This window comes from Nocardioides sp. cx-169 (assembly GCF_021083605.1).
GTDB lineage: Bacteria > Actinomycetota > Actinomycetes > Propionibacteriales > Nocardioidaceae > Nocardioides.
In genome coordinates this window covers 798,989-824,678 of sequence record NZ_JAJNRO010000004.1, presented here as the reverse complement: position 1 = coordinate 824,678, position 25,690 = coordinate 798,989, and the positions used below count along the sequence as shown (strand labels likewise).

General features: G+C 72.7%; 30 protein-coding genes. 17 read left to right on the top strand and 13 right to left on the bottom strand.

Annotation, left to right across the window (positions count from 1 at the left end; genetic code table 11):
- Positions 1–21: 21 nt before the first annotated feature.
- Positions 22–96: a 50S ribosomal protein bL37 gene (locus LRP67_RS22060; RefSeq protein WP_371863162.1), complete on the top strand. Its 75-nt coding sequence runs from the start codon at positions 22–24 to the stop codon at positions 94–96.
- A 73-nt stretch (positions 97–169) separates the two neighbouring features.
- On the opposite strand, the gene LRP67_RS09775 is transcribed toward LRP67_RS22060, so the two are convergent.
- Positions 170–736 carry a TerD family protein gene (locus LRP67_RS09775; protein ID WP_231269974.1) on the bottom strand — a complete coding sequence of 189 codons (567 nt, stop codon included), beginning with the start codon at positions 734–736 and terminating at the stop codon, positions 170–172.
- A 164-nt stretch (positions 737–900) separates the two neighbouring features.
- On the opposite strand from LRP67_RS09775, the gene LRP67_RS09770 reads away from it, so the two are divergent.
- Together LRP67_RS09770 and LRP67_RS09765 are read left to right on the top strand one after the other, a co-directional pair.
- Positions 901–1,761: a pseudouridine synthase gene (locus tag LRP67_RS09770; protein WP_231270021.1), complete on the top strand. Its 861-nt coding sequence runs from the start codon at positions 901–903 to the stop codon at positions 1,759–1,761.
- Between the two features lie 211 nt (positions 1,762–1,972).
- Positions 1,973–2,212 carry a hypothetical protein gene (locus LRP67_RS09765; RefSeq protein ID WP_231269973.1) on the top strand — a complete coding sequence of 80 codons (240 nt, stop codon included), beginning with the start codon at positions 1,973–1,975 and terminating at the stop codon, positions 2,210–2,212.
- Between the two features lie 119 nt (positions 2,213–2,331).
- On the opposite strand, the gene LRP67_RS09760 is transcribed toward LRP67_RS09765, so the two are convergent.
- The gene (locus tag LRP67_RS09760; protein WP_231269972.1) at positions 2,332–3,483 is read right to left on the bottom strand and encodes an MFS transporter; all 1,152 of its coding nucleotides are present in this window, start codon (positions 3,481–3,483) and stop codon (positions 2,332–2,334) included.
- 22 nt (positions 3,484–3,505) lie between these two features.
- Between LRP67_RS09760 and LRP67_RS09755 the strand changes: the two genes are divergently transcribed.
- A complete protein-coding gene (locus tag LRP67_RS09755; RefSeq protein WP_231269971.1) occupies positions 3,506–4,078 on the top strand; it encodes a TetR/AcrR family transcriptional regulator in 573 nt (190 codons plus the stop codon).
- Positions 4,079–4,083: 5 nt separating this feature from the next.
- On the opposite strand, the gene LRP67_RS09750 is transcribed toward LRP67_RS09755, so the two are convergent.
- From LRP67_RS09750 to LRP67_RS09720, 7 genes are all read right to left on the bottom strand, one after another.
- Entirely contained in the window at positions 4,084–4,695 is a 612-nt protein-coding gene (locus tag LRP67_RS09750; RefSeq protein WP_231269970.1) for a hypothetical protein, read from the bottom strand.
- On the bottom strand, positions 4,692–6,035 hold the full coding sequence (locus LRP67_RS09745) for an MFS transporter (RefSeq protein WP_231269969.1): 1,344 nt from the start codon (positions 6,033–6,035) through the stop codon (positions 4,692–4,694). The genes LRP67_RS09750 and LRP67_RS09745 overlap by 4 nt, the downstream gene beginning before the upstream one ends.
- 195 nt (positions 6,036–6,230) lie before the next feature.
- Complete coding sequence (locus tag LRP67_RS09740; RefSeq protein ID WP_231269968.1) at positions 6,231–7,559, bottom strand: HNH endonuclease signature motif containing protein; 1,329 nt, start codon at positions 7,557–7,559, stop codon at positions 6,231–6,233.
- 339 nt (positions 7,560–7,898) lie between these two features.
- Positions 7,899–8,183, bottom strand: coding sequence for a mycothiol system anti-sigma-R factor (gene rsrA, locus LRP67_RS09735; protein WP_231269967.1), 285 nt, complete (start codon positions 8,181–8,183; stop codon positions 7,899–7,901).
- Entirely contained in the window at positions 8,180–8,845 is a 666-nt protein-coding gene (locus LRP67_RS09730) for a sigma-70 family RNA polymerase sigma factor (protein ID WP_231269966.1), read from the bottom strand. The genes rsrA and LRP67_RS09730 overlap by 4 nt, the downstream gene beginning before the upstream one ends.
- A gap of 72 nt (positions 8,846–8,917) precedes the next feature.
- Complete coding sequence (locus LRP67_RS09725) at positions 8,918–9,565, bottom strand: alpha/beta family hydrolase (RefSeq protein WP_231269965.1); 648 nt, start codon at positions 9,563–9,565, stop codon at positions 8,918–8,920.
- Entirely contained in the window at positions 9,562–10,314 is a 753-nt protein-coding gene (locus LRP67_RS09720; RefSeq protein ID WP_231269964.1) for an SOS response-associated peptidase, read from the bottom strand. The genes LRP67_RS09725 and LRP67_RS09720 overlap by 4 nt, the downstream gene beginning before the upstream one ends.
- A gap of 124 nt (positions 10,315–10,438) precedes the next feature.
- Between LRP67_RS09720 and LRP67_RS09715 the strand changes: the two genes are divergently transcribed.
- The 3 genes from LRP67_RS09715 to rsgA are packed head-to-tail and all read left to right on the top strand — an operon-like array spanning position 10,439 to position 13,238.
- Positions 10,439–10,966 (top strand): DoxX family protein, encoded by a 528-nt coding sequence (locus LRP67_RS09715; protein ID WP_231269963.1) that lies wholly within the window; start codon positions 10,439–10,441, stop codon positions 10,964–10,966.
- Positions 10,967–10,983: 17 nt separating this feature from the next.
- Positions 10,984–12,252: a 3-phosphoshikimate 1-carboxyvinyltransferase gene (gene aroA / locus LRP67_RS09710; RefSeq protein ID WP_231269962.1), complete on the top strand. Its 1,269-nt coding sequence runs from the start codon at positions 10,984–10,986 to the stop codon at positions 12,250–12,252.
- On the top strand, positions 12,249–13,238 hold the full coding sequence (gene rsgA, locus LRP67_RS09705) for a ribosome small subunit-dependent GTPase A (RefSeq protein WP_231269961.1): 990 nt from the start codon (positions 12,249–12,251) through the stop codon (positions 13,236–13,238). The genes aroA and rsgA overlap by 4 nt, the downstream gene beginning before the upstream one ends.
- On the opposite strand, the gene LRP67_RS09700 is transcribed toward rsgA, so the two are convergent.
- Complete coding sequence (locus tag LRP67_RS09700) at positions 13,239–13,688, bottom strand: DUF2231 domain-containing protein (protein WP_231269960.1); 450 nt, start codon at positions 13,686–13,688, stop codon at positions 13,239–13,241.
- A gap of 41 nt (positions 13,689–13,729) precedes the next feature.
- On the opposite strand from LRP67_RS09700, the gene LRP67_RS09695 reads away from it, so the two are divergent.
- The 3 genes from LRP67_RS09695 to LRP67_RS09685 are packed head-to-tail and all read left to right on the top strand — an operon-like array spanning position 13,730 to position 15,510.
- The gene (locus tag LRP67_RS09695) at positions 13,730–14,620 is read left to right on the top strand and encodes an inositol monophosphatase (protein ID WP_374107404.1); all 891 of its coding nucleotides are present in this window, start codon (positions 13,730–13,732) and stop codon (positions 14,618–14,620) included.
- 41 nt (positions 14,621–14,661) lie between these two features.
- Positions 14,662–15,096: a CBS domain-containing protein gene (locus LRP67_RS09690; RefSeq protein WP_231269958.1), complete on the top strand. Its 435-nt coding sequence runs from the start codon at positions 14,662–14,664 to the stop codon at positions 15,094–15,096.
- A 45-nt stretch (positions 15,097–15,141) separates the two neighbouring features.
- Positions 15,142–15,510, top strand: coding sequence for an FKBP-type peptidyl-prolyl cis-trans isomerase (locus LRP67_RS09685; RefSeq protein ID WP_231269957.1), 369 nt, complete (start codon positions 15,142–15,144; stop codon positions 15,508–15,510).
- A 15-nt stretch (positions 15,511–15,525) separates the two neighbouring features.
- Here LRP67_RS09685 and LRP67_RS09680 read toward each other — a convergent pair whose 3' ends face one another.
- A complete protein-coding gene (locus tag LRP67_RS09680; RefSeq protein ID WP_231269956.1) occupies positions 15,526–15,771 on the bottom strand; it encodes an RNA-binding S4 domain-containing protein in 246 nt (81 codons plus the stop codon).
- 4 nt (positions 15,772–15,775) lie between these two features.
- Entirely contained in the window at positions 15,776–17,050 is a 1,275-nt protein-coding gene (locus tag LRP67_RS09675; protein WP_231269955.1) for a DUF445 domain-containing protein, read from the bottom strand.
- A gap of 67 nt (positions 17,051–17,117) precedes the next feature.
- Between LRP67_RS09675 and LRP67_RS09670 the strand changes: the two genes are divergently transcribed.
- The gene (locus tag LRP67_RS09670) at positions 17,118–17,528 is read left to right on the top strand and encodes an adenylyltransferase/cytidyltransferase family protein (protein ID WP_231244291.1); all 411 of its coding nucleotides are present in this window, start codon (positions 17,118–17,120) and stop codon (positions 17,526–17,528) included.
- A 91-nt stretch (positions 17,529–17,619) separates the two neighbouring features.
- On the top strand, positions 17,620–19,179 hold the full coding sequence (locus LRP67_RS09665; protein WP_231269954.1) for an MXAN_6640 family putative metalloprotease: 1,560 nt from the start codon (positions 17,620–17,622) through the stop codon (positions 19,177–19,179).
- Positions 19,180–19,185: 6 nt separating this feature from the next.
- Here the strand turns inward: LRP67_RS09665 and LRP67_RS09660 are convergent, their stop codons facing one another.
- Positions 19,186–20,223 carry a zinc-binding dehydrogenase gene (locus tag LRP67_RS09660; protein WP_231269953.1) on the bottom strand — a complete coding sequence of 346 codons (1,038 nt, stop codon included), beginning with the start codon at positions 20,221–20,223 and terminating at the stop codon, positions 19,186–19,188.
- A gap of 294 nt (positions 20,224–20,517) precedes the next feature.
- On the opposite strand from LRP67_RS09660, the gene LRP67_RS09655 reads away from it, so the two are divergent.
- From LRP67_RS09655 to LRP67_RS09635, 5 genes are read left to right on the top strand one after another with little or no spacing between them, the layout of a single operon-like run.
- Complete coding sequence (locus LRP67_RS09655; RefSeq protein ID WP_231269952.1) at positions 20,518–21,480, top strand: oxaloacetate decarboxylase; 963 nt, start codon at positions 20,518–20,520, stop codon at positions 21,478–21,480.
- Complete coding sequence (locus LRP67_RS09650) at positions 21,477–22,889, top strand: FAD-dependent oxidoreductase (protein WP_231269951.1); 1,413 nt, start codon at positions 21,477–21,479, stop codon at positions 22,887–22,889. Before LRP67_RS09655 ends, LRP67_RS09650 begins: the two co-directional genes overlap by 4 nt.
- Positions 22,883–23,605 carry an SDR family NAD(P)-dependent oxidoreductase gene (locus tag LRP67_RS09645; RefSeq protein ID WP_231269950.1) on the top strand — a complete coding sequence of 241 codons (723 nt, stop codon included), beginning with the start codon at positions 22,883–22,885 and terminating at the stop codon, positions 23,603–23,605. The genes LRP67_RS09650 and LRP67_RS09645 overlap by 7 nt, the downstream gene beginning before the upstream one ends.
- 49 nt (positions 23,606–23,654) lie before the next feature.
- Positions 23,655–24,251, top strand: a complete 597-nt coding sequence (locus tag LRP67_RS09640) for a cysteine hydrolase (protein ID WP_231269949.1) — start codon at positions 23,655–23,657, stop codon at positions 24,249–24,251.
- Complete coding sequence (locus tag LRP67_RS09635; protein ID WP_231269948.1) at positions 24,248–25,690, top strand: FAD-dependent oxidoreductase; 1,443 nt, start codon at positions 24,248–24,250, stop codon at positions 25,688–25,690. Before LRP67_RS09640 ends, LRP67_RS09635 begins: the two co-directional genes overlap by 4 nt.

Below are 25,690 nucleotides of genomic sequence, written 5' to 3'. Positions count from 1 at the left end.
TGACCGATTCGAGGAGGAACCATGGGCAAGACCGGACGCAAGCGCCGCGCTCGCAAGAAGAAGGCCGCCAACCACGGCAAGCGCCCCAACGCCTGAGCGACCCCGCTCGGCAGTTGCACTGAACCCCCCACCGCTGGTCGGGGGTTCGTTGCATTTCGACAGCCTGCCGTCAGAGGTAGGGCTGCAGCACCGCTACGGACTCGGTGGGGACCTTGACCGCGATGCCCTTGCCGATGGCGACGAGCGTCCAGCCGGCGCCGGTGCGGACCAGCTTGGCCATGACGACGCCGGTCTCGGGGACGCCCGCGGTGAGCCGGTAGCGGGCCAGCTCGACGCCCCCCTCGTCGACGATGCGGACGTAGGCACGGTCGACCCAGGTGAGGCTGTGACCCTGGTAGCTGCTGACCAGAAGCACGATGGTGTCGACCGGGCCGTGGACGCGGGCCAGGTCGACGTCGATCACCTCGTCGTCGCCCTCCCCCGTCCCCGTCTTGTTGTCACCCCGATGCACCACGGAGCCGTCGCGGGTCGCCAAGTTGTTGTAGAAGGCCAGGTCGAAGAGCCGCTTCCCGGCGAACTGCACCGCCGAGGCGTCCAGATCGACGTCGGGGGCGCCGGTCCCGATGACGCCGGCCGTGGGGATCTTGTCCCAGCCGAGCCCGACGTGGATCCGGCCCAGGGGTCGTCCGTCGGATGTCGTGAGGGGCAGCTCCTGGCCCTGGGTCAGCTCGATCACGCGGGTCCTCCTCGGTGGTGCCTCGACGGTACCGGCCCACTGGGTGCGTCTAGCCTCGTCGGGTGCCTCCCCGCTCCCCACTCGCGCCGCGCCACGGCCTCGGCGCCGCGTGGCTGCGTACGCCGGACCGGGAGCCGGCAGGGCGGACGGCGCCATGGCCGACGATGGGCGCCTGGCTGCGCCACCGGCTCGACGGACGCACCGACGTCGCCGGGATGCTGGTCGGCGGTCGCTTCGTTTACGACGACCTGCGACCGGTGCGGGAGGAGGATCCGTATGCGCCGCACACGTTCGTGTGGTTCCACCGGGATCTGCGCGAGGAGCCCGAGGTGCCGGGCGAGCTGCGTGTCCTGCACCGCGACGAGCGGATCGTGGTCGTGGACAAGCCGGCGTTCCTCTCCACGATCCCCCGCGGTCAGCACGTGCGCCAGAGCGTGGTGGTGCGCCTGCGCGACGAGCTGGGGCTGCCCGAGGTGTCGCCCCTGCACCGGCTCGACCGCGTCACCTCGGGGGTGCTGCTGCTCGCGACGGAGAAGCGCTGGCGCGGCCCCTACCAGGTGATGTTCGAGCACGGCACCGTCCGCAAGACCTACCGGGCCCTGGCGCCGTGGCGCCAGGAGCTCTCCCTGCCGGTGACCGTCCGCGACCACCTGCGCAAGACCCGCGGCGAGTGGCGGGCGGAGGTCGTGCCGGGGCTGCCGCCCAACGCCGAGACGCTGGTCGAGGTCGAGTCGCGCGACGGCGACCTCGCCGTCTACCGGCTGACGCCGCGCACCGGCCGCACCCACCAGCTGCGGCTGCACCTGTCCGGCCTGGGCATCCCGATCGTCGACGATCCGCTCTACCCCGTCGTGCGTGAGACCTCCGTCGACGACTTCTCCCGCCCGCTCCAGCTCCTGGCGAGCGAGCTGGCGTTCACCGACCCGGTCGACGGCTCGGCCCGCCGGTTCGTGAGCGGCCAGCGGCTCCCGGTGTCGGTGGGCCGTCCCCAAGGCCGGCCCACCGACGTAGGGGGCGGTGGGTAGGCGTCGGTGCTACCCGGGGTGTGGTGGCACCCTGGCGAACACCTCACCCATGGTCCCCGACCTAGGACCGAAGGCGCCGTTGCGCGTGCTCTCGACCGCGACCGCGGGCCGCTGGCTAGGCTGGCCCTTTCGACGAACGGGGTACGAGATGGTGGCCAGCCGGTCCGCCCGGGAGCGCAAGGCCAGGGTCGAGGCGGGCCCCCTGGCGAGGGTGAGGATCGACCTCGGCGAGCAGGAGCAGTTCGTCTACAAGGTGACCTGCACCGAGTGCGTCGTGCGCGGCGACCGGCCGTGGTCGGCCTACCGCCCCGGTGAGGACAACGGGTTCATGGCGGCGATGGACCGCTGGACCTTCCACCTCGTCGAGCGGCACCCGGGTGCCGAGGCGCCGTGCCTGGCCTACCTGGACGCGGCACAACAGCGTCTCCAGGAGCGACGGGAGGAAGCGTGACGCGCGTGCTCGTGACCGGGGTGCGGGGCAAGACCGGCCGCCGTTGGCCGAGCTGGTTCATGCCGGCTCGCTCGCTGGCGGCGTTCCTCGCCGACGCCGACCTGCGAGCCTGAGACGTCTCACTCCTGCCGACGCCGCCCGCACACTGCGGCCCCGGCCGTGACCGCCGCCGCCAGCAGGAAGGCCGTCGTCAGGCCGTGCCGCTCAGCCACGGCACCTGCGGCCGCGGAGCCGGCGGCCTGGCCGAGCATCAGGGTGATGAAGAGCAGCGAGGTGCCGGGGGCGGCCTCGTCGGGCACCAGGTGGCTGCTCCAGGCGATGAGCGCCGAGGTCGCGGTCACGAAGGACCAGCCGAAGACGGCACAGGCAAGGACCGCCACCGTCAGCTGTCCGGCGCCGAGCCCGAGCGCGGCGACCGACACCGCGACTCCGGCGTTGGTCAGCAGCCAGGCGCGTTCGGGGCGCATCGCGCTCATCCGGCGTGCGGTCACGACGGCGAGGGTCCCGCCGAGACCGAGCGCGATCCACGCGACGGTGGCGGCCGAGCCGGAGGCGCCCTCGTCGATCACCTGGGTCCGCCCGTAGGTCCAGACCACGGCCGAGGCGGCACCGAGCAGCAGCGCCGCGAGCGCCGGCAGCCACAGGCCGGCGACCCAGTCCCACTTACGCGGGGCCGCAGGGTCGGCCCTGGTCTCCCCGCCCACGGCGGGGCGGTCGAGGACCAGGACCGCGATGCCGGCCGCCGCCGTCAGCACGGCGCTGACGACGAAGCCCAGGCGCCAGTCGGGCAGCAGCACCAGGGCGAGCAGGCCGGCCGCGACCAGGCCCGGGCCGGTGCCGGCGTTGACCCGGGCCTGGGCGCGGGCCTCGCGCTCCGGCGACACGTTGCGCTGCACCACGGCGACCAGGCCCGGGGAGGCCAGACCGGCGCCCATCGAGCTCACGACCGCCCACGGCACGAAGAGCGCTTGGCTCGGCGACAGCGCCATGCCGACCGCACCGACGGACGCGGTCAGCAGCGCCCCCACCACCAGCCGCCGCGCCTGCGTCGCCGCGGCCAGGCCGAAGACCGCCCCGGCGACGTACGCGACCGACGCACCCGAGGCGACGTACCCCGCCATCGCGGAGCTCATCTCGAGCGAGTCGCGGATGTCGGGCAGGAACAGCCCGTAGGCCAGACGCACGAGCCCGTAGGTGCCGGCGATCAGGGAGGTACCGGCGACGACCAGTCGGGTCTCCCGCCGCGTGGCTAACGATAACGCTCGTTTCACTTTTCGAGTCTAAGGTAGAGGCGTGCCCATCCGCGACAGCACCCGCCTCCGACTCCTCGACGCGGCCGACGAGCTGCTCTTCACGCGCGGGGTCAGCGCCACGCCCGTCGACCGGGTCCTGGAGCGCGCGGGGGTGTCCCCCGCGACCCTCTACCGGGCCTACGGCAGCAAGGAGGGCCTGGTCGCCGCCGCGCTCGACCGACGCCACCAGGAGTGGCTCGCGGCCTGGGACGAGGCGATCGCCCGCGCCCCCGACGATCGCGCCCGACTGCTGGCCGTGTTCGACGTGCTGGAGGACTTCCGCATGGGCCCGGAGCGCGCGAGGTGGTGCGCGTTCCTGGGGACGGCCGCCGAGTACGCCGATCCGCCGCCCGTCCTCGCCGCGGCCCTGCGGCAGGAGTCCGCGTCGATGCGGCAGCGCCTGACCGAGCTCGCCTCCCCCGTGGTCGGCGCGCGTGCCCCGGCGCTGGCCGAGGCCCTCACCCTGGTCGTCTCCGGTCAGCTCGCCATGCGGCTGCGCGACGGGCGGGCGAGGCCGGCCGTCGCCCGTGCCGTCGCCGAGGCCCTGGTCGACCATCCGGAGGCGTTGGCCTGAGGGGCTCAGACAAGGTCGCGCACGCGGGCGGCGAGCGAGTCCTTCACGGCCTGCGTGATCGCGCCCTCGAGCTGCCGGTTGAGGTCGTCCTGGTCCTCGAGGTTCGCCAGGAGCTCGCGCAGGTCGAGGTCGTCGATGGCCCGCACGAGCACGTCGTCGGTCTTCAGGGCCGCATCGATGACGGAGTCGGGCAGCGCCCGGATCGCCGCCTCCAGGAGCCCGTTGAGGTCGGCGTTGTCGAGCGCCTCGTGGACGAGCTCGGAGGGCGGGGGCAGCGTGCCCTCCTCCTCCAGGCGCCGTACGGCGGCGACGAGGCCGTCGTGCAGCGCCTCGATCTCGGCGTCGGTCGGGTCGTCCGACTGGGCCAGCTCGAGGGTGAGCGCCTCCCGGCCGACGCCCAGCCGGCACGCGGCGCCGTCGACACCGAGCAGCACGAGGCGCTCGGTGAGGCCCTCGATGCCGTCGGCCCGCGAGGCCACCTCTCGCTGGACGCAGGGGTCGGCGGGTCGCAGCGGCTCGAAGCTGCCGCCGCCGTTCGCCAGCTGAACGGCCAGCACGCCACCCACGAGGGCCACCGCGAGTGCGGGCAGGCCCGCCGCCCGGAGCCGGGCGTTCACGACGCCCTCCGACGACCCGGCACGACCATGACGAGCAGGGCGGCGAGCGCGAGGCCGGCACCGATCAGGAACGAGTCGCGGAACGCGTACGTGGCGGCGCGCTCGAGCTGGGAGTCCAGGTCCCGCTCGAGCGCGTCCGCCGCGGGGCGCTCCTCGGGCTCCAGCTCCGCCGCGGCGAACGCCCGGTGCAGGTCGGGGATCTGGCCGCGCTGGTCGGCGAGCTCGTCGCCGAGCGCCCGCGCGATGGCGATCTTGCTGTCCGGCGTCAGCGGGGCGTCGAGCACCAGCGCCGTGATCGCCTCCTGCGCGGGCACCTCGGCCTCGCGCAGGTCGGCGGTGAACACCGGCGTCAGGATCGCCAGCCCCACGACCACGCCGACGTGGCGCGCCCCGATGGTCCACGCCGCGTGGTGGGCCCGGGGCAGGCGCATCTCCATGGCCTGCGAGGTGAGGCGGTCGACGGTCAGCCCGAGTCCGAGCCCCACCAGGGCCTGCGGCGCCACGGTCCAGACCAGGTGGGCCGACGGCGGCAGTGCCAGCCCCGCGAGGCCACCCGCGACCAGCAGGCAGCCCACCGCCACCTCCAGCTCCGGCGGCGGGCGGAAGAGACGAGCGAGCGGCCTGGCGGCCAGCGCGGCGACCGGGACGACCGACACGGTCAGGGCCGCCGTGGCGGGACTCCGACCCCAGCCCTGGACCAGCAGGAGCACCAGCAGGAACAGCGCCGCCGTCAGCGCCGCTGACAGCAGGGCGAGGGTGAGGTTGGGCCGCACCGCCGGACGGTGGCGGTCCGGTGGGAGATCCGGCACGGCTCGTACGGCGAGCGCCGCCGGCACCGCCAGTGCCGCGAACGGCACCTGCGCCACGAAGATGGCCTCCCACGAGATCGCCTGCGTCAGCAGGCCGCCGGCGACCGGCCCGGCCGCCGTACCGACGACGCCCGCCGTGACCCAGGCGCCCACCCCCACCCGCTCACCCCACTCGGCGACCAGGAGCTCGAGGCAGCCGACGAGGGCCAGTGCCCCTCCCAGCGCCTGGACGCAGCGCGCCACGATCAGCACCTCGATCGAGTCGGCCGCCGCGCACCAGGCCGACGCCCCGGCGAACACCGCGATCCCCACCGCGCTCACCAGCTGCGGGCGGACGCGTACGGATCCGATCGCGGCCGGTACCGCGCCCAGCCCCAGCACCAGGTTGAACGAGATCAGCACCCACGCGACCTGCCCCACCGTGGCGTCGAGCTCGAGCAGGATGTCGGGCAGCGCCAGCGTCACCACCGCCGAGTCCGCCAGCACCAGCGCCACCGTCACCGCGAGCAGAGGGGCCACCGCACGAGACACGGGCGTCATCCTCGCAGCACCTGGGTCGTGACTACGGGGTGCCTTCACACGACTGGACGACCTCGCCGGAGCAGAGATCGTTGCCGTCATCGCCCTGGTATCCCAGGCCGACAGACCCAGCACTGCAGGGGCGCGGGTAGCGCAAGACGACGCACGTGGCCGCTTCAGCCACCAAAGGGCTGCGCCCTACGGTGCCTATACGACCAACTCGTAGACGACGGCCTTCTTCACGTGCCGGATGTCGACTTGACCGAGAGGGGAGGGCGCTCGGGAGCGGTAGGTATGGCCGGTCGGGGTGGTGATGCTGATGATGTGGCGGTCGTAGTCGTCCGCTGGGGATGGTCGAGCGTGCCAGCCGGGGGCCTGCTTGGCGTGGTTGCAGCGTTCGCAGAGGCCCTGCAAGTTGATCGCGCACGTCGGGCCGCCGGACTGCCACTCGGTGGCGTGGTCGACGTGGCGGATGGGGGCGCCGCACCAGGGGGTGCGGCACACGTCGTGGTCACGACGGCGGATGAAGTGCTCCAGTCCGGCCGAGGCGCGGCGGGCGCGGGAGTCCATCGCCACGAGGTCGCCGGTGTCGGGGTGGGTGTAGAGGCGGCGAACCCACACGGCCTCGGCCGACAGCGAATCCGCCAGGAGGTCGTGGGCCCAGTCGGCGGGGACCGGGCCGTAGCCCGGGACCTGGGCCGACTCCTCGGCGGCGCGATCGTCCTCGGAGCCGGAGTGGAAGAAGGTCCGGTCGGTCATGACGAGGTCGAGGTGGACCTGGACCGGGTCGGCGGCGCCGGCGCTGGTGACTCGCTCGTAGAGGGTGTCGGCCATGACCTGACCGCGCGAGCGCGGATCACCGGCCGCCTGGGCGGCGTCCGCGGCGGCCTTGAGGGCGGCGAAGACGGCGACGCCCTGCTTGACGGGGAGTAGCGCGCGCACCCAGACCATGGTGTCTGGCGCCGGACGTACGCCGACGTGGCGGTCGGCCTCGGCCTTGCGGGCGCGAGCGGCGACCGCCGCGTTGTCGAGGTCGGCGGCGAGCTTGCGGGCGGCGCCCTCCAGGGAGGCGTCCGACATCGTCAGTGCCGGACCCTCGGGGCAGCACAGGCGACGGTCGACCTCCTGGCGGTCGTCCAGGCTCAGGCAGGCGGTCTCGCGGACCAGGATCGTGGCGCGCCACTCGGAGAGCTCGCCGGCGCGCAGACGGTCCAGCGTGTGCGGCATCTCGGCCTGGAGGATCTTCGCCAGCCCGAGGAGGCGGCCGGCCTTGTGCGGCGACTCGCGACGAGCCAGCCCGATCTGGGAGGCGATGCCCTCACCGATCCTTGCGGTGGGGAGACCGCGCTCCTCCTGCGCCTGGCGCTGCGAGGCGTCGAGGTCCACGGTCGCGACGGCCTGGGCGCCGGCGGCCCCGCACTTGAGGTCCTCCAGGGCTCCGATGAGGTCGATCCGATGGTCGTCGGGCAGGTCACGGGACAGGGTCGCGAGGTGGGCCACCCATCGCCTGACCTGCTCTGCCGGACTCTCGATCATGTGCTCGATTTTAGTCGCCGTCGCCGACAGTGGGCCCTTCGCGCCGGCTCCCCTGTGGACCACTCGTGCTGGCGACGCTCCTGTGGCCGACCAGTGGCCGGCCGCGGCCGTCGTGGCGGCTCCCCCGAAGTCGCACCGCCAGGCAGGTCACGTTCGACAGATCCTGGCGGTACTGGCTCCGGAATGGGCGCACAGGGCGAGCGTAGGTCGCCTTCGACGGTCCCGACGCGATCGAGGGCGTCAAGGGATCCTGACACGTGGTGGCGAGGGTTTCGAGGCTCGCTGCGCTCGCACCTCAAACCACCGGGGCGGCCGGGCACACCTCAACCACCGACGGGGCTACTGCTCGGTGATCTGGACCTGCACCTCGCGCAGGCGGAGGAGGACGCGCTCGCGGAGCTCGAGGGGCGCGGTCTCCGAGCAGGACCGGGCGACGACGGACTTCACCGTGCGCTGGAGGTCGTACTTGACCAGGCAGGGATTGCACGAGTCGAGGTGGGCGCGGACCTCGGAGCAGTCCGCCTCGTCGAGCTCGTTGTCGATGAAGTAGACGATGCGCTCGAGGTAGTCGGCGCACTCCTCGCGCGAGAGCTCCTCGGGGTGCGGGTGCGGAAGATCGGTCATGACGCGCCTCCGGTGGGGCCGACCCGGAGCAGGTCGTTGGTGCGTACGTAGTCCGAGAGCATGTCGCGCAGCTGGCGACGACCGCGGTGGAGGCGCGACATCACGGTCCCGATGGGGGTGTCCATGATCTCGGCGATCTCCTTGTAGGCGAAGCCCTCGACATCCGCGAGGTAGACCGCCAGGCGGAACTCCTCGGGGAGGCGCTGCAGGGCGTCCTTCACCTGCGAGTCGGGCAGGTGCTCGAGAGCCTCCATCTCGGCCGACTTCAGGCCGCTGGAGCTGTGGGACTCCGCGCGCGCGAGCTGCCAGTCCTCGACGTCCTCGGACATCGACTGCTGCGGCTGGCGCTGCTTCTTGCGGTAGGTGTTGATGAAGGTATTGGTCAGGATCCGGTACAGCCATGCCTTGAGGTTGGTGCCGGGGCGGAACTGGTGGAAGGACGAGTACGCCTTGGCGAAGGTCTCCTGGACCAGGTCCTCGGCGTCGGCGGGGTTACGGGTCATCCGCATCGCCGCGGAGTAGAGCTGGTCGAGGAACGGCAGCGCGTCGCGCTCGAAGCGCGCGGTGCGGTCGGCGTCGGTCTCGGTGGCGACGTCGATGTCGGCGTCGTCCGGGCTCACGGGGTCGAGGTCGACGTCAGCGTCGACGGGAGTGTCAGTCATCGCCCCCCAGCCTAGCCGGGGGTCAGGGGTGACCGGTCGTTCGAGTAGCGCCATCACGTGGAGCAGAACGCCTCATCGCCGTACGTCATTCCCGGCGATCTCCCGCACCACCCACTCCAGGGTCGCCTCGACCACGATCTCGAGCGCCTCGTCCTGGCGGATCGGCCCTCGGGCGGGCACCTTGAGGCCGTGATCGGCGCCGGGGACCACGCAGAGCTCGGTGGTGGCCGGGAACTCGTCGGGTCGCCCCATCGCGTCGTTCTCGCCCTGGATCACCAGCGTCGGCAACCGTACGGCGGTCAGCTCGTCCAGGCGGGACTTCTCCGGCCGCCCGGGCGGGTGGAGCGGGAAGGACAGCGCAAGGCAGCCGGCCGCCCCCAGCGCGCGGGCCGAGCGGGCGGCGGACCGGGCGCCGGCGGACCTGCCGCCCAGGACGAGCGGGGTCCGCACCCGCATCGCGTCGGCGGCAGCGCGCAGCGCGGCGTCCAGCGTGGCAGGGGGGGTCGCGATCTTGCGCCCGGCGCGACGCCAGGGCTGCTCGAAGCGGACCACGGTGATGCCGTGGCGCGGCAGGTGCCGCGCGAGCGCCTCCAGGTCGCGGGACTCGATGCCGCCGCCGGCTCCGTGGCCCAGCAGCAGCGTGGCGATCGGCGAGCGCGACCGGTCGGTGACCAGGCGCCCTTCCCCGTGGGGGGTGTCGACGAGCCGCTCGGTGCTCACTCGAGCACCTCGTCCAGCGGCAGCGGGCTGACGAGCTCGGGGCCGTTGTTGCGCACGTTGGACACCAGCATCGACACCGGGAACGCCTCCAGCCGGCCGGGCGCGGCGGGCACCAGCAGGTCGAGCAGCGAGTCCGAGGGGGCGGTGGGATCCAGCCAGGACGACCACCGGTCCGGCTCGACCATCATCGGCATCCGGTCGTGGATGTGGCCCAGCGAGTCCTCCGCCTGGGTGGTGATCACGGTGCAGGTCCAGCGGAACCGCTCCGGGTCGTCGTCGTCGCGCGTCGGGTCGCGCCAGATCTCGTAGAGCCCGGCCATCGCGAGCGTCCCGCCGTCCTGCGGGCGGATGAAGAACGGCTGCTTGCGCGGCTTGCCCTTGGCCGTGAGCTGGGAGGTGGGGTACCACTCGAAGTAGCCGTCGGCCGGCAGCAGGCAGCGCCGCTTGGCGAACGCCCGCTTGTACGCCGGCTTCTCCGCGACGGTCTCCATCCGGGCGTTGATCATCCGGTTGCCGACGGAGGGGTCCTTGGCCCACGACGGGACCAGACCCCACTTCAGGACGCGGAGCTGCCGCTGGGGCGGCTCCTCGCTCTCCCGCGAGGGCGGGCGCTCGACCACCGCGTAGACCTCCTTGGTCGGCGCGACGTTGTAGTCGGGCTCGAGGACCTTGTCGACCCGGCTCTCGACGACCTCGAACTCCTCGATCAGGTCCTCCGGCTTGCGACTGGAGGCATAGCGGCCGCACATGGCAGCAATCTAGCCGTCCGACGCGGGCCGCGAGGTCGGTGGCGGCAGACCCTCCACCGCCCGACAGTGCGGCTCACCCCTTCGAGGTAGGTGTGACCTCCCGGACGTCGGGTAGGAATGGGACATGACCGTCAGCCGACTCATCGCCCGTCCCATGCTCGCCTCCATGTTCGTGGTGGGCAGCGTCAACGCCCTGCGCAACGCCCCCGCCCTCGCGGCCAAGGCCCAGCCGATCACCGACAAGGTGGTGCCGCAGCTCCGCAAGGCCACCGGGCTGCCCATCCCCGAGGACCCGACCACGCTGGTGCGGATCAACGCCGGCACCCAGCTGGTCGCCGGCGCCGCCCTGGCCACCGGCCGCGCGCCGCGGCTCTCCGCGCTGGTGCTCGCCGCGTCGCTGGTGCCGACCACGTTCGCGGGCCACGCGTTCTGGGAGCACGACGACGCCGCCGTGAAGAAGCAGCACCAGCTCAACTTCTTCAAGAACGTCTCCATGCTCGGCGGCCTCCTGATCGCCGCCGGCGACACCGACGGCAAGCCGGGCGTGGCCTGGCGGGCCCGCCGGGCGGCCGGCGACGCGAAGCGCGAGGCCAAGCACCTGGCGAAGTCCGCGCGCCGTGAGGCCAAGCTGGCGAAGGCCAAGGTCACCTGAGCCCTAGGATTCCGCCTGTGACCGTCGCCGACCCGTGGCCCGCCCCCCGCGCCCATGACCCCGTCGACGCGGTCGTGTCCCTGCCCGGCAGCAAGTCGCTGACCAACCGCGCGCTGGTGCTCGCGGCGATCTCCGACGGGCCTTCGGTCGTACGGCGCGCCCTGCGCTCGCGCGACACCTCGTTGATGGCCGCCGCGCTGAGCTCGCTCGGGGCCCACGTCGACACCTCGGGGGACGACTGGCTCGTCACGCCGACCCGGCTGGCGGGCGACGCCCACGTCGACTGCGGCCTGGCCGGCACGGTGATGCGCTTCGTGCCGCCGGTGGCCGCGCTCTCGACCGGGGTGATCTCCTTCGACGGCGACCCGCACATGCGCAGGCGGCCGGTGGGGCAGGTGCTGAAGGCCCTCTCGACGCTGGGCATCGACATCGACGACGAGGGCCGCGGGTCGCTGCCGTTCCGCGTCCACGGCACCGGTCACGTGGCCGGCGGCACCGTCGTGCTGGACGCCTCCGGCTCGTCGCAGTTCGTCTCCGCCCTCCTCCTGGCCGGGGCCCGCTACGAGCACGGGGTCGACGTACGTCACGACGGCAAGCCGGTGCCCTCGCTCCCCCACATCGACATGACGGTGGCGATGCTGCGCGAGCACGGCGTGGCCGTCGACGACGGCGACGCCAACCGCTGGTCGGTCGCGCCCGGCCCGGTGAAGGCGCTCGACCACCTGATCGAGCCCGACCTGTCCAACGCCGCGCCGTTCCTCGGCCTGGCCGCGCTGTCGGGCGGCTCGGTCACCGTCCGCGACTGGCCGCGCGAGACGACACAGGCCGGCGACGCGCTGCGCGAGATCCTGACGCTGATGGGCTGCGAGGTGGCGTTCGTCGACGAGGGCCTGCGGGTGACGGGGCCCGACCACCTGCACGGCGTCGACCTGGACCTGCACGACGTCGGCGAGCTCGCACCCGCCGTCGCGGCGCTCTGCGCGCTGGCCGACTCGCCCTCCCACCTGCGCGGGATCGCCCACATCCGCGGCCACGAGACCGACCGGCTCGCCGCGCTCGCCACGGAGCTGGGCGCGCTCGGTGCCGACGTCACCGAGCACCCCGACGGCCTCTCGATCACCCCGGCCCCGCTGCACGGCGGCGTCTTCCACACCTACGCCGACCACCGCATGGCCCACGCCGGCGTCCTGGTGGCGGCCGCGGTCGACGGCGTGCTGGTCGAGGACGTCGCCACGACCGCCAAGACGTTCCCCGACTTCGCCGACTTTTGGGCCTCGCTGCTGTGAGCAACCGGTACGGCGTCGAGGACCAGGAGCACTACGAGCGCCCGCGCCGGCGCACCCGGCCCCGCACGAAGGACCGGCCGACCTACGACGACGCCGTCGAGGGCGTCGTCGTCACCGTCGACCGCGGCCGCTACACGCTGCTCGTCGACGGCCGCAAGGTCATGGCGATGAAGGCGCGGCCGCTGGGGCGCAAGGGCGTCGTGGTCGGCGACCGGGTGCGCGTCGTGGGGGACGTGTCCGGCGACGACGGGGCGCTGTCGCGCATCGTCGAGGTGAACGAGCGCCTGACCACGCTGCGCCGCACCGCCGACGACGACGACCCGGTCGAGCGGATCATCGTCAGCAACGCCGAGCAGCTCGTCGTCGTCACCGCGCTCGCCGACCCCGAGCCGCAGCCGCGCCTGATCGACCGCGCCCTCGTGGCGGCGTACGACGCGGGGATGCGGCCGCTGCTGTGCCTCACCAAGGCCGACCTCGCCGACCCCGAGACGCTGCTGCGCACCTACCGTTCACTCGGCGTGCCGTGGGTGGTGACCAGCCGCGGCGGTGACCTGAGCGCCGTACGGGAGCGGCTGCGGGGCAGGACCAGCGTGCTCGTCGGCTCCAGCGGGGTCGGCAAGTCCACGCTGGTCAACGCGCTGGTACCGCAGGCGCACCGCGACGTCGGCATCGTCAACGCCGTCACCGGCCGGGGACGCCACACCTCGACGTCGGCCTACATGCTGCCGTTGCCGGACGAGGAGGGGTGGATCATCGACACCCCGGGCATCCGGTCCTTCGGGCTGGCCCACGTCCGACCGGAGAACCTGATCGAGGCCTTCCCCGACCTCGACGAGATGACCGAGGACTGCCCGCGCGGCTGCACGCACGGCGAGGACGAGCCCGAGTGCGGCCTCGACGTGGCCGTGGCCGAGGGACAGGCCGACCCGGAGCGGGTCTCGTCGTTCCGGCGGCTGCTGGTCGCGCGCAGCGTGCCGGAGTACTGATCAGCCCTCGACGCCGTACCAGGCGATCTGGGCGCCGGCGTCACCGGTGAGCACGACGTAGACCAGCGTGACGGCGGCGGAGAGCGCCACCAGGCCGCTCATCACGGCGCGGACCGGGCCGGTGCGGGTGTGCCACCAGGCGGCCAGGAACGCGATCAGCGCGAAGGCCGTCATCGAGATGCGCAGGATGCCCGCGCGCTCCTCGTGGGTCTCGACCAGCGCGGCGAGCGGACCGCCGTAGGTGTTGGCCTCCTCCAGCTGCGCCCCGGAGAGGTAGGCGACCCAGACCGCGCCGACGGCGACCGCGGCCATGACCACCAGGGGCCACCGGATGACGTCGCGCCAGCGCGGCACGAGCGCGTAGAGGAGGCCGGCCAGTGCCGACAGCGGCCCCAGGACGACGGCCGCGTGGACGACGAGGGCGTGAAGCGGCAGTCCGTTGAACTCCATAGATGAACGCTAAACCAGTTTGCTGAAAGTAACCTGTGTCTGTGGCGACCGATTTCACCGACGACCTCCGTCTCGCTCACGTGCTCGCCGACGACGCCGACTCGCTCACCACTGCGCGTTTCAAGTCGCTCGACCTGCACGTGATGAGCAAGCCCGACCTGACCCCCGTCACCGACGCGGACCAGGCAGTCGAGGACGGCATCCGGCGCACCCTGTCGCGCGTGCGCTCCCGCGACGCGATCACCGGCGAGGAGACCGGGTCGAGCGGGCACAGCCAACGCCGCTGGATCGTCGACCCCATCGACGGCACCAAGAACTTCGTCCGCGGGGTCCCGGTGTGGGCGACCCTGATCTCGCTCGTCGTCGACGAGGAGGTCGTCCTCGGCGTGGTCTCGGCCCCGATGCTGCAGCGTCGCTGGTGGGCCTCCGCCGGCAACGGCGCGTGGACCGGGCGCTCCCTGCTCAAGGCGACGCAGTGCCAGGTCTCCGACGTACGCCGCCTGGAGGACGCCTCGATGTCCTACGCCTCCCTCCACGGCTGGGAGGAGCGAGGGCGACTCGACGACTTCCTCTCGCTGATGCGTCGCTGCTGGCGCACCCGCGCCTACGGCGACTTCTGGTCCTACATGCTCATCGCCGAGGGCGCGATCGACCTCGCCGCCGAGCCCGAGCTCGCCGTCTACGACATGGCGGCGCTCGACATCATCGTGCGCGAGGCCGGCGGCCGGTTCACCTCGCTCGACGGCAACGACGGCCCATGGGGCGGCAACGCCGTGGCCTCCAACGGCCACCTGCACGACGCGGCGCTGTCCTTCCTCGGATCCCTGCCCGACCACGCCGACGACCCGGAGTGGCGCCGACCCGGCTCCGCCTCGGTCTCCGACATCAGCGCGCGCCGCCGCTCGCCGATCGACGGTCCACCGCTGGACTGAGCCACTGGCCAGCGAGTCGCCACACCAGTAACGTCACCGGTATGCGCATCGGCGATATCCTCCAGGCCAAGTCCTCCACCGAGGTCATCACGATCGGACCGGACGCCGGCGTCCGCGAGCTGCTGGCGCTGCTCGCCGAGCACAACATCGGCGCGGTGATCGTGAGCGCCGACGGATCCAGCCTCGACGGCATCGTCAGCGAGCGCGACGTCGTACGCCACCTGCACACCGACGGCACCGTCATCAACAACAACGTCGCCTCGATCATGACCGAGACGGTCGAGACCTGTGCTCCGGAGGACGCGCTCGACGGCGTCATGCAGACGATGACCGAGCGTCGCTTCCGCCACATCCCGGTCTGCTCCGAGGGTGGCGCCCTCGTGGGGATCATCAGCATCGGCGACGTCGTGAAGCACAAGATCGGCCAGCTGACCTTCGAGCGCGACCAGCTCGACAGCTACGTCCACCAGACCTGAGCCCCACCCCCGTCGACGCTGCGGGCCCGCGGCTAGGGTGGCCGGATGGACAAGCCTGAGATCGACTTCTTCGACCCCGAGCCGCCCAGCGACCTCGTCATCACCGACGTGATCGAGGGCAACGGCGCCGAGGCCACCGCCGGCAGCACCGTCTCGGTGCACTACGTGGGCGTCGCCCACTCCACCGGCGAGGAGTTCGACGCCTCGTACAACCGGGGCGAGCCGCTGCAGTTCCGCCTGGGCGTCGGCCAGGTCATCTCCGGCTGGGACACCGGCGTGCAGGGCATGAAGGTCGGCGGCCGCCGTCAGCTCGTCATCCCGCCCCACCTGGGCTACGGCGAGCGCGGCGCCGGCGGCGCCATCAAGCCCGGCGAGACCCTGATCTTCGTCGTGGACCTGCTCGCCGTCCGCTGACCCGGTGCGGAGGGGTCACCAGGGGAGGTTGTCGGTGGCGTCGCCGTGGGACACGCGGGCGCTCTGGCCGGCGAGGGTGACCACGTCGCCCTGGGCGAGCTGGCGGCCACGGCGGGTCTCGACCTCGTCGTTGACGCGCACCATGCCGGAGGCGATGAGGGGCTTCGCCTCGGCGCCGCTCTCGACGAGGTTGGCGAGCTTGAGGAACTGACCGAGCCGGATCGACTCGTCGGTGATCGGGACGTCCAGTGGCTCGCTCATGGTCTCAGTGAACCAGCACCGAGACCGTGTGGATCAGCACCCCGACCAGGCCGCCCACGATGGTGCCGTTGATCCGGATGAACTGCAGGTCCCGGCCGACGTGGAGCTCGATGCGGCGAGCGGCCTCCTTGCCGTCCCAGCGCTCGATGGTGTGGGTGATGACCGCGGTGACCTCCTCGCCGTAGCGCGACACGGCGAAGACGGCCACGTCGCTGGCGCGCGCGTCGATCCGGGCGCGCAGTTCGGCGTCGCCCGAGAGCCGTGCGGCCAGGGCCGAGACCTCCCGCAGCAGCCAGCTGCGTACGGCGCCGTCCGGGTCGTCGAGCGAGCCGGTCAGCGCGCGGCGCAGGGCGTCCCACAACGAGATGCTGGAGGCCAGCACCGAGGGATGGTCGAGGATCCGCTCCTTGAGCCGCTCCGTGCGCGCCTGGGTGTCGGGGTCCTCGAGCAGGTCGACGGCGAGGCGGCGCAGCATCGAGTCGAGCGCGATCCGTGCCCGGTGGTGGGGGTCGGTGCGGATGTCACCGACCCACCGCACCACCTCGACGTGGATCCGCAGGCTGACCGCCTCGTTGAGGCGCTCGGGCGCCCACCACGGCGCACGCTCCAGCAGCACGTCCTGGACCGTGCCCGGGTTGTCCCTGAGCCAGTGGTGCAGCTCCTCGAGCGCGAGGTCGACCAGGCCATGGTGCAGGTCGTCGTTGAGAGCCTCCGTGAGCAGCCCGCCCAGCAGCGGCGAGATCGGCTCCTCCCGGAAGCGCGGCACCAGGGCGTCGTGGATGAGCGACTCGATGTGCTCGTCGCGCACCTTGGAGAGCGCGATCCGGGCCAGCTCGGCGACCTCGTCGACCACACGCTGGGCGTTGGCCGGCGCCGAGAGCCAGCCGCCCACCCGCTCGGCGACGCGCGCCGAGGCGATGCGCTCGCGGATGATGTCCTCCTGCAGGAAGTTCTCCCCCACGAACTCCTCCAGGCCACGACCGAGGTCGTCCTTGCGCTTGGGGATCAGGGCCGTGTGCGGGATCGGCAGCCCCAAAGGGTGCTTGAACAGCGCCGTGACGGCGAACCAGTCGGCGATCGCGCCGACCATGGAGGCCTCGGCGCCCGCGTTGACGAACCCGAGCACGCCGTCTTCGTCCAGCGTCAGCACGTAGACCGCGGCGGCGAAGAGCAGCAGCGACACGGCCACGGTGCGCATGCGGCGCAGCGCGACGCGGCGTACGGCGTCGGCGGCGGGGTCGCCGACGGCGAGGGTGGGGGCATGGGGTGCGGCGGACATCGACACCCATCCTCGCCCACACCCCGCGTCCACGGGGGACCCAGCCCCGCGTGCCACAATCTCGGGCATGTCTTCCCCGGGACCTCGCACGGTCATCACCTTCGGCACGTTCGACGTCTTCCACGTCGGGCACCTCAAGGTGATCGAGCGCGCCGCCGCCCTCGGCGACCGCCTCGTCGTCGGGGTCTCGGCCGACGAGCTGAACATGCGCAAGAAGGGCCGTGAGCCGGTCTTCAGCCAGGGCGAGCGGCTCGCGATCGTGGCCGCCCTCAAGGACGTCGACCAGGTCTTCGTGGAGGAGAGCCTGGAGCTCAAGCGCCACTACATCGAGGAGTACGCCGCCGACGTGCTCGTCATGGGCGACGACTGGGCCGGCAAGTTCGACGACCTCGGCGACATCTGCGAGGTCGTCTACCTCTCCCGCACTCCCGCCATCTCCACGACCGCCCTGATCGAGAAGATCTCCGGCGGGAGCTGATGTGGGACCCCCGGGTCCGCCGGGGATGCTTTCGTGTGACCCGTAGCCGCTTCCCCCGGTCTCGGGACGTCTCGAGTTCGAAGGAGACCAGATGCGCCGCTCTATGGCCGCCATCCTGGTGGCCCTGAGCACCACCGTGAGCGTCCTGCCCGCTCTCGTGCCGACCGCCGGAGCGGCGGCCTCGGCGAGCACCGCAGCCGCCATCCCGCGCCACCCTGACGGCGAGGACTCGCCGCAGGAGGTGCTCCAGCGCGCCCAGCGGGCGTTCGCGCCGGTGGGCCGTGATCGCTCCCCTGCCGCCGATCGCCCCGACGCCACCCTCGCCCTGCGCGACCTCTTCGAGGTGCGCGCGCGGCTGACCGGGGAGGAGCGCCGCCGGGCCGACGAGCTGCTGGCGAGGCCCTCCGACGGCGCCGGCGACCCCTACGACCACGGCTACACGGTCCCGTCGAAGCGCAAGTGCTCGAAGAACCTCTGCCTGCACTGGGTCCCGACCACCGCGGACGCCCCGCCGAGCCGCACCTGGGCCATGCGCACCTTCGACATGATGAACCGGGTCTGGCGCTTCGAGGTGGGCAAGCTCGGCTACCGCCGGCCACTGCCGGACGTGCGGCACTCCAGCCGCCCCAAGTTCGACGTGTACCTCAAGGACCTCGGCAGCAAGTTCATCTACGGCTACTGCGCACCGGAGTACCCCGCCGCCGGCGCCAAGCGCACGGCCTCGGGCTTCTGCGTGCTCGACAACGACTTCGCCCGAAGCCAGTTCGGCGCGCCGCCGCTGACCAGCCTGCGGGTGACCGCCGCGCACGAGTTCTTCCACGCGGTGCAGTTCGCCTACGACTACAAGGACGATCCCTGGTTCCTGGAGTCCACGGCGACCTGGATGGAGGAGCGGTTCGCCGACTCGGCCAACGACAACCGGCAGTACCTGCCCGCCGGCCAGGTCCGGCTCCCCCACGTGCCCCTCGACGTCTTCCGACGCAGCGACACCACCCCGTACGCGAACTGGGTCTTCTGGGAGTACCTCAGCGAGCGCTACGGCAACGCGATCGTGAAGAAGGTATGGGAGCAGGCGGGCGCCTTCCCAGGCGCGCCCAACAGGTACTCGACCAAGGCGCTGACCCGCGTGCTCGGGTCGCGCGGCGGCTTCTCCTCGGTCTTCGCCGCCTATGCCTCGGCCAACGCGACCGCCGGCCGTAGCTACCCCGAGGGCAAGGCGTGGCCGTCGGCCACGATCTCGCGGACCTTCGTCCTCGGCCGGAGCGAGCGCGCGGCCAGCGCCCGTACCCGCATCGACCACCTGGCCGCCAAGCACATGATGTTGCGCCCCGACTCCTCCCTCGAGAGCGGCAAGTGGCGGCTGCGGGTGAAGGTCGACGGGCCCGCACGCGCGTCGGGGGCGCGCGCCCGGCTGGTCGTCAAGACCGAGAAGGGCGCGTGGATGCGCCGGCCGATCAAGCTCGACGCCCGCGGCGTCGGGTTCGCCTCGTTCGGCTTCTCCCCCACCGAGGTGCGCAGCGCGATCGTGACCCTGGTCAACAGCAACACCCGCTTCCGTTGCGGCAAGGGGAAGCCCTACTCGTGCTCGGGGCGCCCGCTGGGTGACCAGAAGCGGTTCCTGGTCAAGGCGTGGGTCACCCGGCGCGCCTGAGCGCCCTCAGAGGCGCACCAGCACCTTGAGCGCCTCGCGGTCCGCCATGGCGCGGTAGGCGCCGGGCACGCCGTCGAGGTCCACCCCGCGGTCGAAGACCTTGCCCGGCTCGATCGCGCCCTCGAGGATCCGCGGCAGCAGGCGGTCCAGGTAGGCCCGCACCGGGGCCGGACCGCCGGTCAGGGTGACGTTGCCGCGAAAGAGGCTGCCGAAGCCGACCGGGGCGTCCTGGTACTGCGGCACCCCCACCCGGCTGATGACTCCGCCCGGCCGGACGACGCCGAACGCCTGCTCGTACGCCGCCACGTGACCGACCGCCTCCAAGACGGCGTGCGTGCCCTGACCACCGGTGAGCTCCCGGACCCTGGTCACCCCCTCCTCGCCGCGCTCGGCCACGACGTCGGTGGCCCCGAACTCGCGACCGAGGTCGGTGCGGTCGCGGTGGCGGCCCATGAGGATGATCTGCTCGGCGCCGAGCATCCTCGCCGACAGCACGGCCAGGAGGCCGACGGCGCCGTCGCCGATGACGGTCACGGAGTCGCCGGGCGCGATCCGCGCCTGGGCCGCGGCGTGGTAGCCGGTGCCCAGCACGTCGGCGAGCGTCAGCAGCGACGGCATCAGCACGTCGTCGACAGCCACCGGCAGGACGACCAGGGTGCCGTCGGCGAGCGGGATCCGGGCCGCCTCGGCCTGGGCGCCGTCATTTCCGCCCATGCCGAGGAAGCCGCCGGTCGGGCACGAGGTCTGCAGGCCCGCACGGCAGTACTCGCACGTGCCGCACGAGAACGCGAACGGCGAGACGACGACGTCGCCCTTGCGCACGGTCGCGACCTCGGAGCCGACCTCCTCGACCACCCCGATGAGCTCGTGCCCCATCCGCGCCGGTCCTGCTCCCGGCGGCATCGCGCCGTAGGCGTGCAGGTCGCTGCCGCAGACACAGGAGGTCGTGATGCGGACCAGCGCGTCCGTGGGCTCCTGGACCGCCGGGTCGGGGACGTGCTCGACGCGGACGTCACCGGCACCGTAGATCAGTGTTGCTCGCACGTGACTCTCCTCGAATCGACCGAAACCGAATATCTGTAGCGATCGTTCCACGGTTAGCAGCGCCTCGAAGAGAGAGGCCGAACTGGCCGATCACTGCGCGGAATTGCGGCTGACCGGACCAGACCACGCTGCCACGCTCGTAAAGCAAGGCGGTCGCGCACCGCCGGCGGTCAGTCGGGGCCGATCTCGAAGTCTCACAGAGCGCGAGACACGGTTGCGCTCGTCACGCTGTCGGGGCACCCTCGTCTGGAGCGATCACTCTATGGAATCGCTTCCCGATCCAGGAGAGCAGCAGTGCCACACCCTGACCAGCGCCGGTTCGCGCAGGCCGAGAGCCTCATCGGCGTCGGCCCCTCCCCCAGCGCCCACGAGCGCCGCCTCGCCCTCCGACGGGCCCTGGCCGCGACCACTGCGGGCACCCCGCTCGTCCTGCCGGGGGTCACCGACGCGCTCGGGCTGCGCCTGGTCGAGTCCGCGGGCTTCGCCGCGGCCTACGCGACCGGCGCCGGCCTCGCCAACGCGCAGTACGGCGTCCCGGACGTGGGGCTGATCTCCCTGGCCGAGGTCGTCGACCACGTCGGCCGCCTCACCGAGGCCTCGCCCCTGCCCGTCGTGGTCGACGCCGACACCGGGTACGGCGGTCCGCTCACGGCCATGCGCACGATGCGCCTGCTCGAGCGGGCCGGCGCCGCGGCGATCCAGATCGAGGACCAGGAGATGCCCAAGCGGTGCGGGCACTTCGACGACCACGCGCTGATCCCGAGCGGCCACATGCAGACCAAGATCGCGGCGGTCGCCGAGGCCCGCGAGGACGACGCGACCGTGATCGTCGCGCGCACCGACGCCCGCAGCGTGCACGACATCGACGAGGCGGTCCGCCGCGCGAAGGCCTACGTCGAGGCCGGCGCGGACGTCATCTTCGTCGAGGCCCCCCGCACCGTCGACGAGCTCGCGCTGGTCGGCCGCGAGCTGGCCGGCGTGCCTCTCGTCGTCAACGTGGTGGAAGGCGGCCGCACCCCGCAGCTCGAGCTCGCGGAGTACTCCGAGCTCGGCTTCGGGGTCGTGCTCTACGCCAACTACCTGATGCGCTCGATGATGGCGGCCGGCCGCGAGGCCCTGGCCCACCTCGCCGAGCACGGCGAGACCGCGTCGCGCGCCGACCGCATGAGCACCTGGCAGGAGCGCCAGGACCTGATGAACCTGCCCGCCTTCACCGAGGCGCAGGCCTTCTACGACCGCCCCTGGGAGGATCGATGACCGCCGGACTGCCGCTGGAGCGAGAGCTCCCCGACCGCGTCGGCGTGCTGGTGCTGGGCTCCGGCCTCGCCGGGTGCGCCGCCCTGCTGGCCGCCGCCGAGGCGGGTCAGTACGCCGTGATGCTGGAGAAGACCGGCGAGATCGGGGGCAGCACCGTGCGCTCGGCCGGGCTGTCGGCCTTCGCCGGCACCGACGAGCAGGCCGAGCAGGGCATCGCGGACTCCGTGGAGCTGCTGCGCAAGGACCTGCTCGAGACCGGCCGGCACCGCTGCGACGAGACGCTGGTCGACCTGTACTGCGAGCACCAGCTCGACACCTACCGCTGGCTGACCGGCCACGGCGTGCGCTACGGCGAGGTGCATGCGGCGTCGGGCCAGTCGGTCCCTCGCTCGCACCCGACCGACACCACCGGCATGCTGCACCACCTGCTGAAGGCCGCCGGCCTCCTCGGCGCCCGGCTGCTGCTCGACACCAAGGCCGAGCGGCTGGTGCGCGAGGGCGGCCGGGTCGTCGGCGTCGACGTCGAGGCCCCCGGCGGGGGGCGCCATCGCATCCTCGCCGACGCGGTCGTCGTCGCCACCGGCGGCTTCTCGCAGAACCCCGAGCTGCTGGCGCGCTTCGCGCCCCAGATGGAGCACGCGCTGCGGGCCGGCGGCGAGGGCTGCCAGGGCGACGGGCTGCTCATGGCCTGGCAGTTGGGCGCCGGCGTCATCGACACGCCGTACGTCAAGGGCACCTACGGGATCTACCACGAGCCGCACCCCGACGAGGACGGCACCGGCATCCTCGCGGTCTACAAGGGCGCGATCGCGGTCAACCGCGAGGGCCGCCGGTTCGTCGACGAGTCCCTGCCCTACAAGGAGATCGGCGACGCGGCGCTCGCGCAGCCGGGGGTGACGACCTGGCAGATCCTGGACGCCCAGGTCATGGCGCAGACCAACGACGAGGTCCCGATCTACGAGTTCGCCGGCCGCGAGCGGGCGGGCATGCTGGTCACCGCCGACACGATCGAGGAGCTCGAGGAGCGGCTCGGGATGCCCGAGGGCAGCCTGGTCGCCACCGTCGAGGACTACAACGGCCGGATCGCCGCCGGCGACGCCGACGCACTGGGCCGCACCCACCTCTCGGGCGGTGTCGGCGCGCCGTTCGCGCTGGACCAGCCGCCGTTCCACGCGCACCCGTCCGGCACGGTCGTGCTGGCGACGTACTGCGGGCTCACCGTCGACACCGACCTGCGCGTCCTCGACGTCTTCGGGCAGCCCATCGAGCGCCTGTACGCCGCCGGCGAGGTCATCGGCGGCTTCCACGGCGCCGGCTACATGACCGGCACCTCGATCGGCAAGAGCGGCATCTTCGGCCGCCTCGCCGGCACCCGCGCCGCGGCCGAGGAGAGTGAGCTCGAATGGTGAGCCTCTTCGACCTCACCGGCCAGGTCGCGCTCGTCATCGGCGCCGCCCCCGGCGGCCTGGGCGAGCGCGCCTCGATCGCGCTGGCCGACCACGGCGCCACCGTCGTGGTCGCCGACATCGCCGGCTCCGCCCTCCGCGTGGACGTCACCGACGAGGCCTCCGTGGCCGCGCTCTTCGCCGACGTCGTCGCGCGGCACGGCCGGGTCGACATCGTGGTCAACGCCGCCGGCGTGATGCTGCGCAAGCCCTACGACGAGACGACGCTGGAGGAGTTCGAGCACGTCGTGCGGGTCAACCTGACCGGCACCTGGCTGGTCGGCCGCGCCGCCGGCCAGGCGATGACCCCCCAGGGCAGCGGCCGGATCGTCAACCTGACGACCGTCTACGCCGAGCGGGTCGGACCGGTCCCGGAGTCGGCCTACTACGCCTCCAAGGCCGGCGTCGCCAACGTGACCCGTGCCCTCGCCATGGAGCTCGGCCCGCACCAGATCACGGTCAACTGCCTGGCGCCGGGCGTCTTCTACCCGACCCAGATGACCGCCGCGCTCGCCGAGGACCCCGAGCGGCTGGCGTGGTTCTCCGGGCGCACGATGCTCGGCCGCCTCGGCGACCCGGCCACCGACTTCGCCGGTCCCCTGCTCCTGCTGGCCTCGCCGGCCTCGTCGTACGTCACTGGACAGGTGCTGTACGTCGACGGCGGCTGGTCGGCCTGGTGACCCCACCGCTCTTCCATCCCCGCAACCCAACCCGCAGAAGGAACTCCCCATGACCGACACCCGCACTGCCCTCGTCCTCCTCGACTACCAGGTCGCGCTCTGCGAGGACGGCCCGCACATGCGGATGCCTCCCCTGGTCGAGCAGATCAAGGAGCGCGGCGTCATCGCCAACGCCGCCTCGGTGCTCGAGGCCGCCCGCGCCGCCGGCTGGCTGGTCGTGCACGTGCGCCTGGCCTTCGACGACTCCTACGTGCTGCGCACCAACCGCCACCCGCGCTTCCAGGCCTACCCCGACCAGCGCGCGATGCTGGCCGGCTCCCCCGAGGCCGAGATCGTCAAGGAGCTCAGCCCGCTGCCCGGCGAGCCCGTCGTCGACAAGGGCTGCGTCGACCCGTTCGTCGGCACCCCGCTGCTCACCGCGCTGGCCGCCGAGGGCGTCGGCCACGTGGTCCTGGGCGGCGTCGCGACCAACCTGGTCGTCGAGTCCGCCGCCCGCCACGCGAGCGACGCGGGCCTGCAGGTCACCGTCGTCGACGACATGTGTGCGTCGTTCCGCACCGACTTCCACGAGTTCTCGATGCAGAACATGATGCCGCTCTTCGGCTCGGTCACCACGGCCGCCGAGCTCGTGGGCTCGCTGGCATGAGCACCCACGAGTACGACGTCGTCGTGGTCGGCGGCGGGGTCGCCGGCCTCAGCGCCGCCTGCGCCGCGGCCGAGGCGGGCGCCCGCGTGGCCGTACTCGACCGGGCGCCGGAGGCCGAGACCGGCGGCAACACGCGCTACACCGAGGCGTTCTTGCGGATGGCCTCGATCGAGGCGACCGCCGACGGCCTGGAGGAGTCGCTCGTCGACGACTTCATGGGCCACCCGGACCCGAGCGTCGTGCGCGACGCCGAGCGCTCCCCCGAGCGCCGTACCGCGCTCTACAAGGCGACACACGTGGTCGACCCCGACTACGTCGAGACGCTGGCCGCGCAGGCCCCGGCCACGTTGGCCTGGATGGGCACGCACGGGATGCGCTTCGAGTTCCTCCCCACACCGTTCCTGACCACGTCGACCACGCGCATGGCGCCGGTCGGCGGCGGGCTGGCGATCGTGGAGACGATGGGCAAGGCCGCGCGCGGCCTCGGCGTGGACTTCCACTTCGAGACGACCGCGCGCTCGCTGATCACCGGCGACGCCGGTGTCGAGGGCGTCGCCGCCCTCACCGCGGCCGGACCCGCGCAGTTCCGCGGCCGGGTCGTGCTCGCGAGCGGCGGCTACCAGGGCAACGCCGAGATGATGGCGCGCTACCACGGCGGGCATGCGCTCACGACGCGTCCGGTCGCCCGCGGCGGCAACTACAACAAGGGCGAGGGCATCGAGATGGCCCTCGCGCTCGGGGCCGCCACGTCCGGGTCGTTCAGCCTCTTCCACGCCGAGCCGGTCGACCCGCGCTCGGGCGAGCCCGAGGCGGCGATCTTCTGCTTCCCCTACGGGATCCTGGTCAACCGCGAGGGCCGGCGCTTCGTCGACGAGGCCCGCGGGCCGATCGACGCGTGGTACGAGCGCACCACCCGCGACATCCAGGCCCAGACCGAGGGCGTCGCCTGGGTGATCCTGGACCAGCAGGCGCAGGCCGTGCCCAACATCCGCTCGGGCATCCGCACCGACCAGCCGCCGGTGCGCGCCGCCTCGATCGAGGAGCTCGCCACCAAGCTGGGCGTGCCCGCGGACGCGCTCGCCGAGACGGTCGCGACGTACAACGCGGCCTGCGCCGACGGCGACTTCGACCCGCTCGTCCCCGACGGGCTGGCCACCACGGGTCTGGTGCCGCCCAAGTCCAACTGGGCCCGCCCGGTCGCGGACGGCCCCTACGAGGCCTACCCGGTCATGGCCGCGAACGTCTTCACCTTCGGCGGGCTCAAGACCACGCCGGCCGCCGAGGTCGTCGACCGCGACGGTCGCGCCATCCCCGGGCTGTACGCCGCCGGCGAGATGACCGGCCTGTACTACTCCAACTACACCGGCTCCACCTCGGTGCTGCGCGGCGCGACCTTCGGGCGCATCGCCGGCGCGGGGGCGGCCGCCGCGGGGAGCTGA

Excerpts from the sequence above, each read along its gene's own strand:
- LRP67_RS09770 (WP_231270021.1), top strand. The coding sequence starts at position 901 with ATGGGCGCCTGGCTGCGCCACCGGCTCGACGGACGCACCGACGTCGCC.
- LRP67_RS09740 (WP_231269968.1), bottom strand. The coding sequence starts at position 7,559 with ATGATCGAGAGTCCGGCAGAGCAGGTCAGGCGATGGGTGGCCCACCTC.
- rsrA (WP_231269967.1), bottom strand. The coding sequence starts at position 8,183 with ATGACCGATCTTCCGCACCCGCACCCCGAGGAGCTCTCGCGCGAGGAG.
- LRP67_RS09730 (WP_231269966.1), bottom strand. The coding sequence starts at position 8,845 with ATGACTGACACTCCCGTCGACGCTGACGTCGACCTCGACCCCGTGAGC.
- LRP67_RS09720 (WP_231269964.1), bottom strand. The coding sequence starts at position 10,314 with ATGTGCGGCCGCTATGCCTCCAGTCGCAAGCCGGAGGACCTGATCGAG.
- LRP67_RS09715 (WP_231269963.1), top strand. The coding sequence starts at position 10,439 with ATGACCGTCAGCCGACTCATCGCCCGTCCCATGCTCGCCTCCATGTTC.
- LRP67_RS09700 (WP_231269960.1), bottom strand. The coding sequence starts at position 13,688 with ATGGAGTTCAACGGACTGCCGCTTCACGCCCTCGTCGTCCACGCGGCC.
- LRP67_RS09690 (WP_231269958.1), top strand. The coding sequence starts at position 14,662 with ATGCGCATCGGCGATATCCTCCAGGCCAAGTCCTCCACCGAGGTCATC.
- LRP67_RS09685 (WP_231269957.1), top strand. The coding sequence starts at position 15,142 with ATGGACAAGCCTGAGATCGACTTCTTCGACCCCGAGCCGCCCAGCGAC.
- LRP67_RS09680 (WP_231269956.1), bottom strand. The coding sequence starts at position 15,771 with ATGAGCGAGCCACTGGACGTCCCGATCACCGACGAGTCGATCCGGCTC.
- LRP67_RS09675 (WP_231269955.1), bottom strand. The coding sequence starts at position 17,050 with ATGTCCGCCGCACCCCATGCCCCCACCCTCGCCGTCGGCGACCCCGCC.
- LRP67_RS09670 (WP_231244291.1), top strand. The coding sequence starts at position 17,118 with ATGTCTTCCCCGGGACCTCGCACGGTCATCACCTTCGGCACGTTCGAC.
- LRP67_RS09665 (WP_231269954.1), top strand. The coding sequence starts at position 17,620 with ATGCGCCGCTCTATGGCCGCCATCCTGGTGGCCCTGAGCACCACCGTG.
- LRP67_RS09650 (WP_231269951.1), top strand. The coding sequence starts at position 21,477 with ATGACCGCCGGACTGCCGCTGGAGCGAGAGCTCCCCGACCGCGTCGGC.
- LRP67_RS09645 (WP_231269950.1), top strand. The coding sequence starts at position 22,883 with ATGGTGAGCCTCTTCGACCTCACCGGCCAGGTCGCGCTCGTCATCGGC.
- LRP67_RS09640 (WP_231269949.1), top strand. The coding sequence starts at position 23,655 with ATGACCGACACCCGCACTGCCCTCGTCCTCCTCGACTACCAGGTCGCG.
- LRP67_RS09635 (WP_231269948.1), top strand. The coding sequence starts at position 24,248 with ATGAGCACCCACGAGTACGACGTCGTCGTGGTCGGCGGCGGGGTCGCC.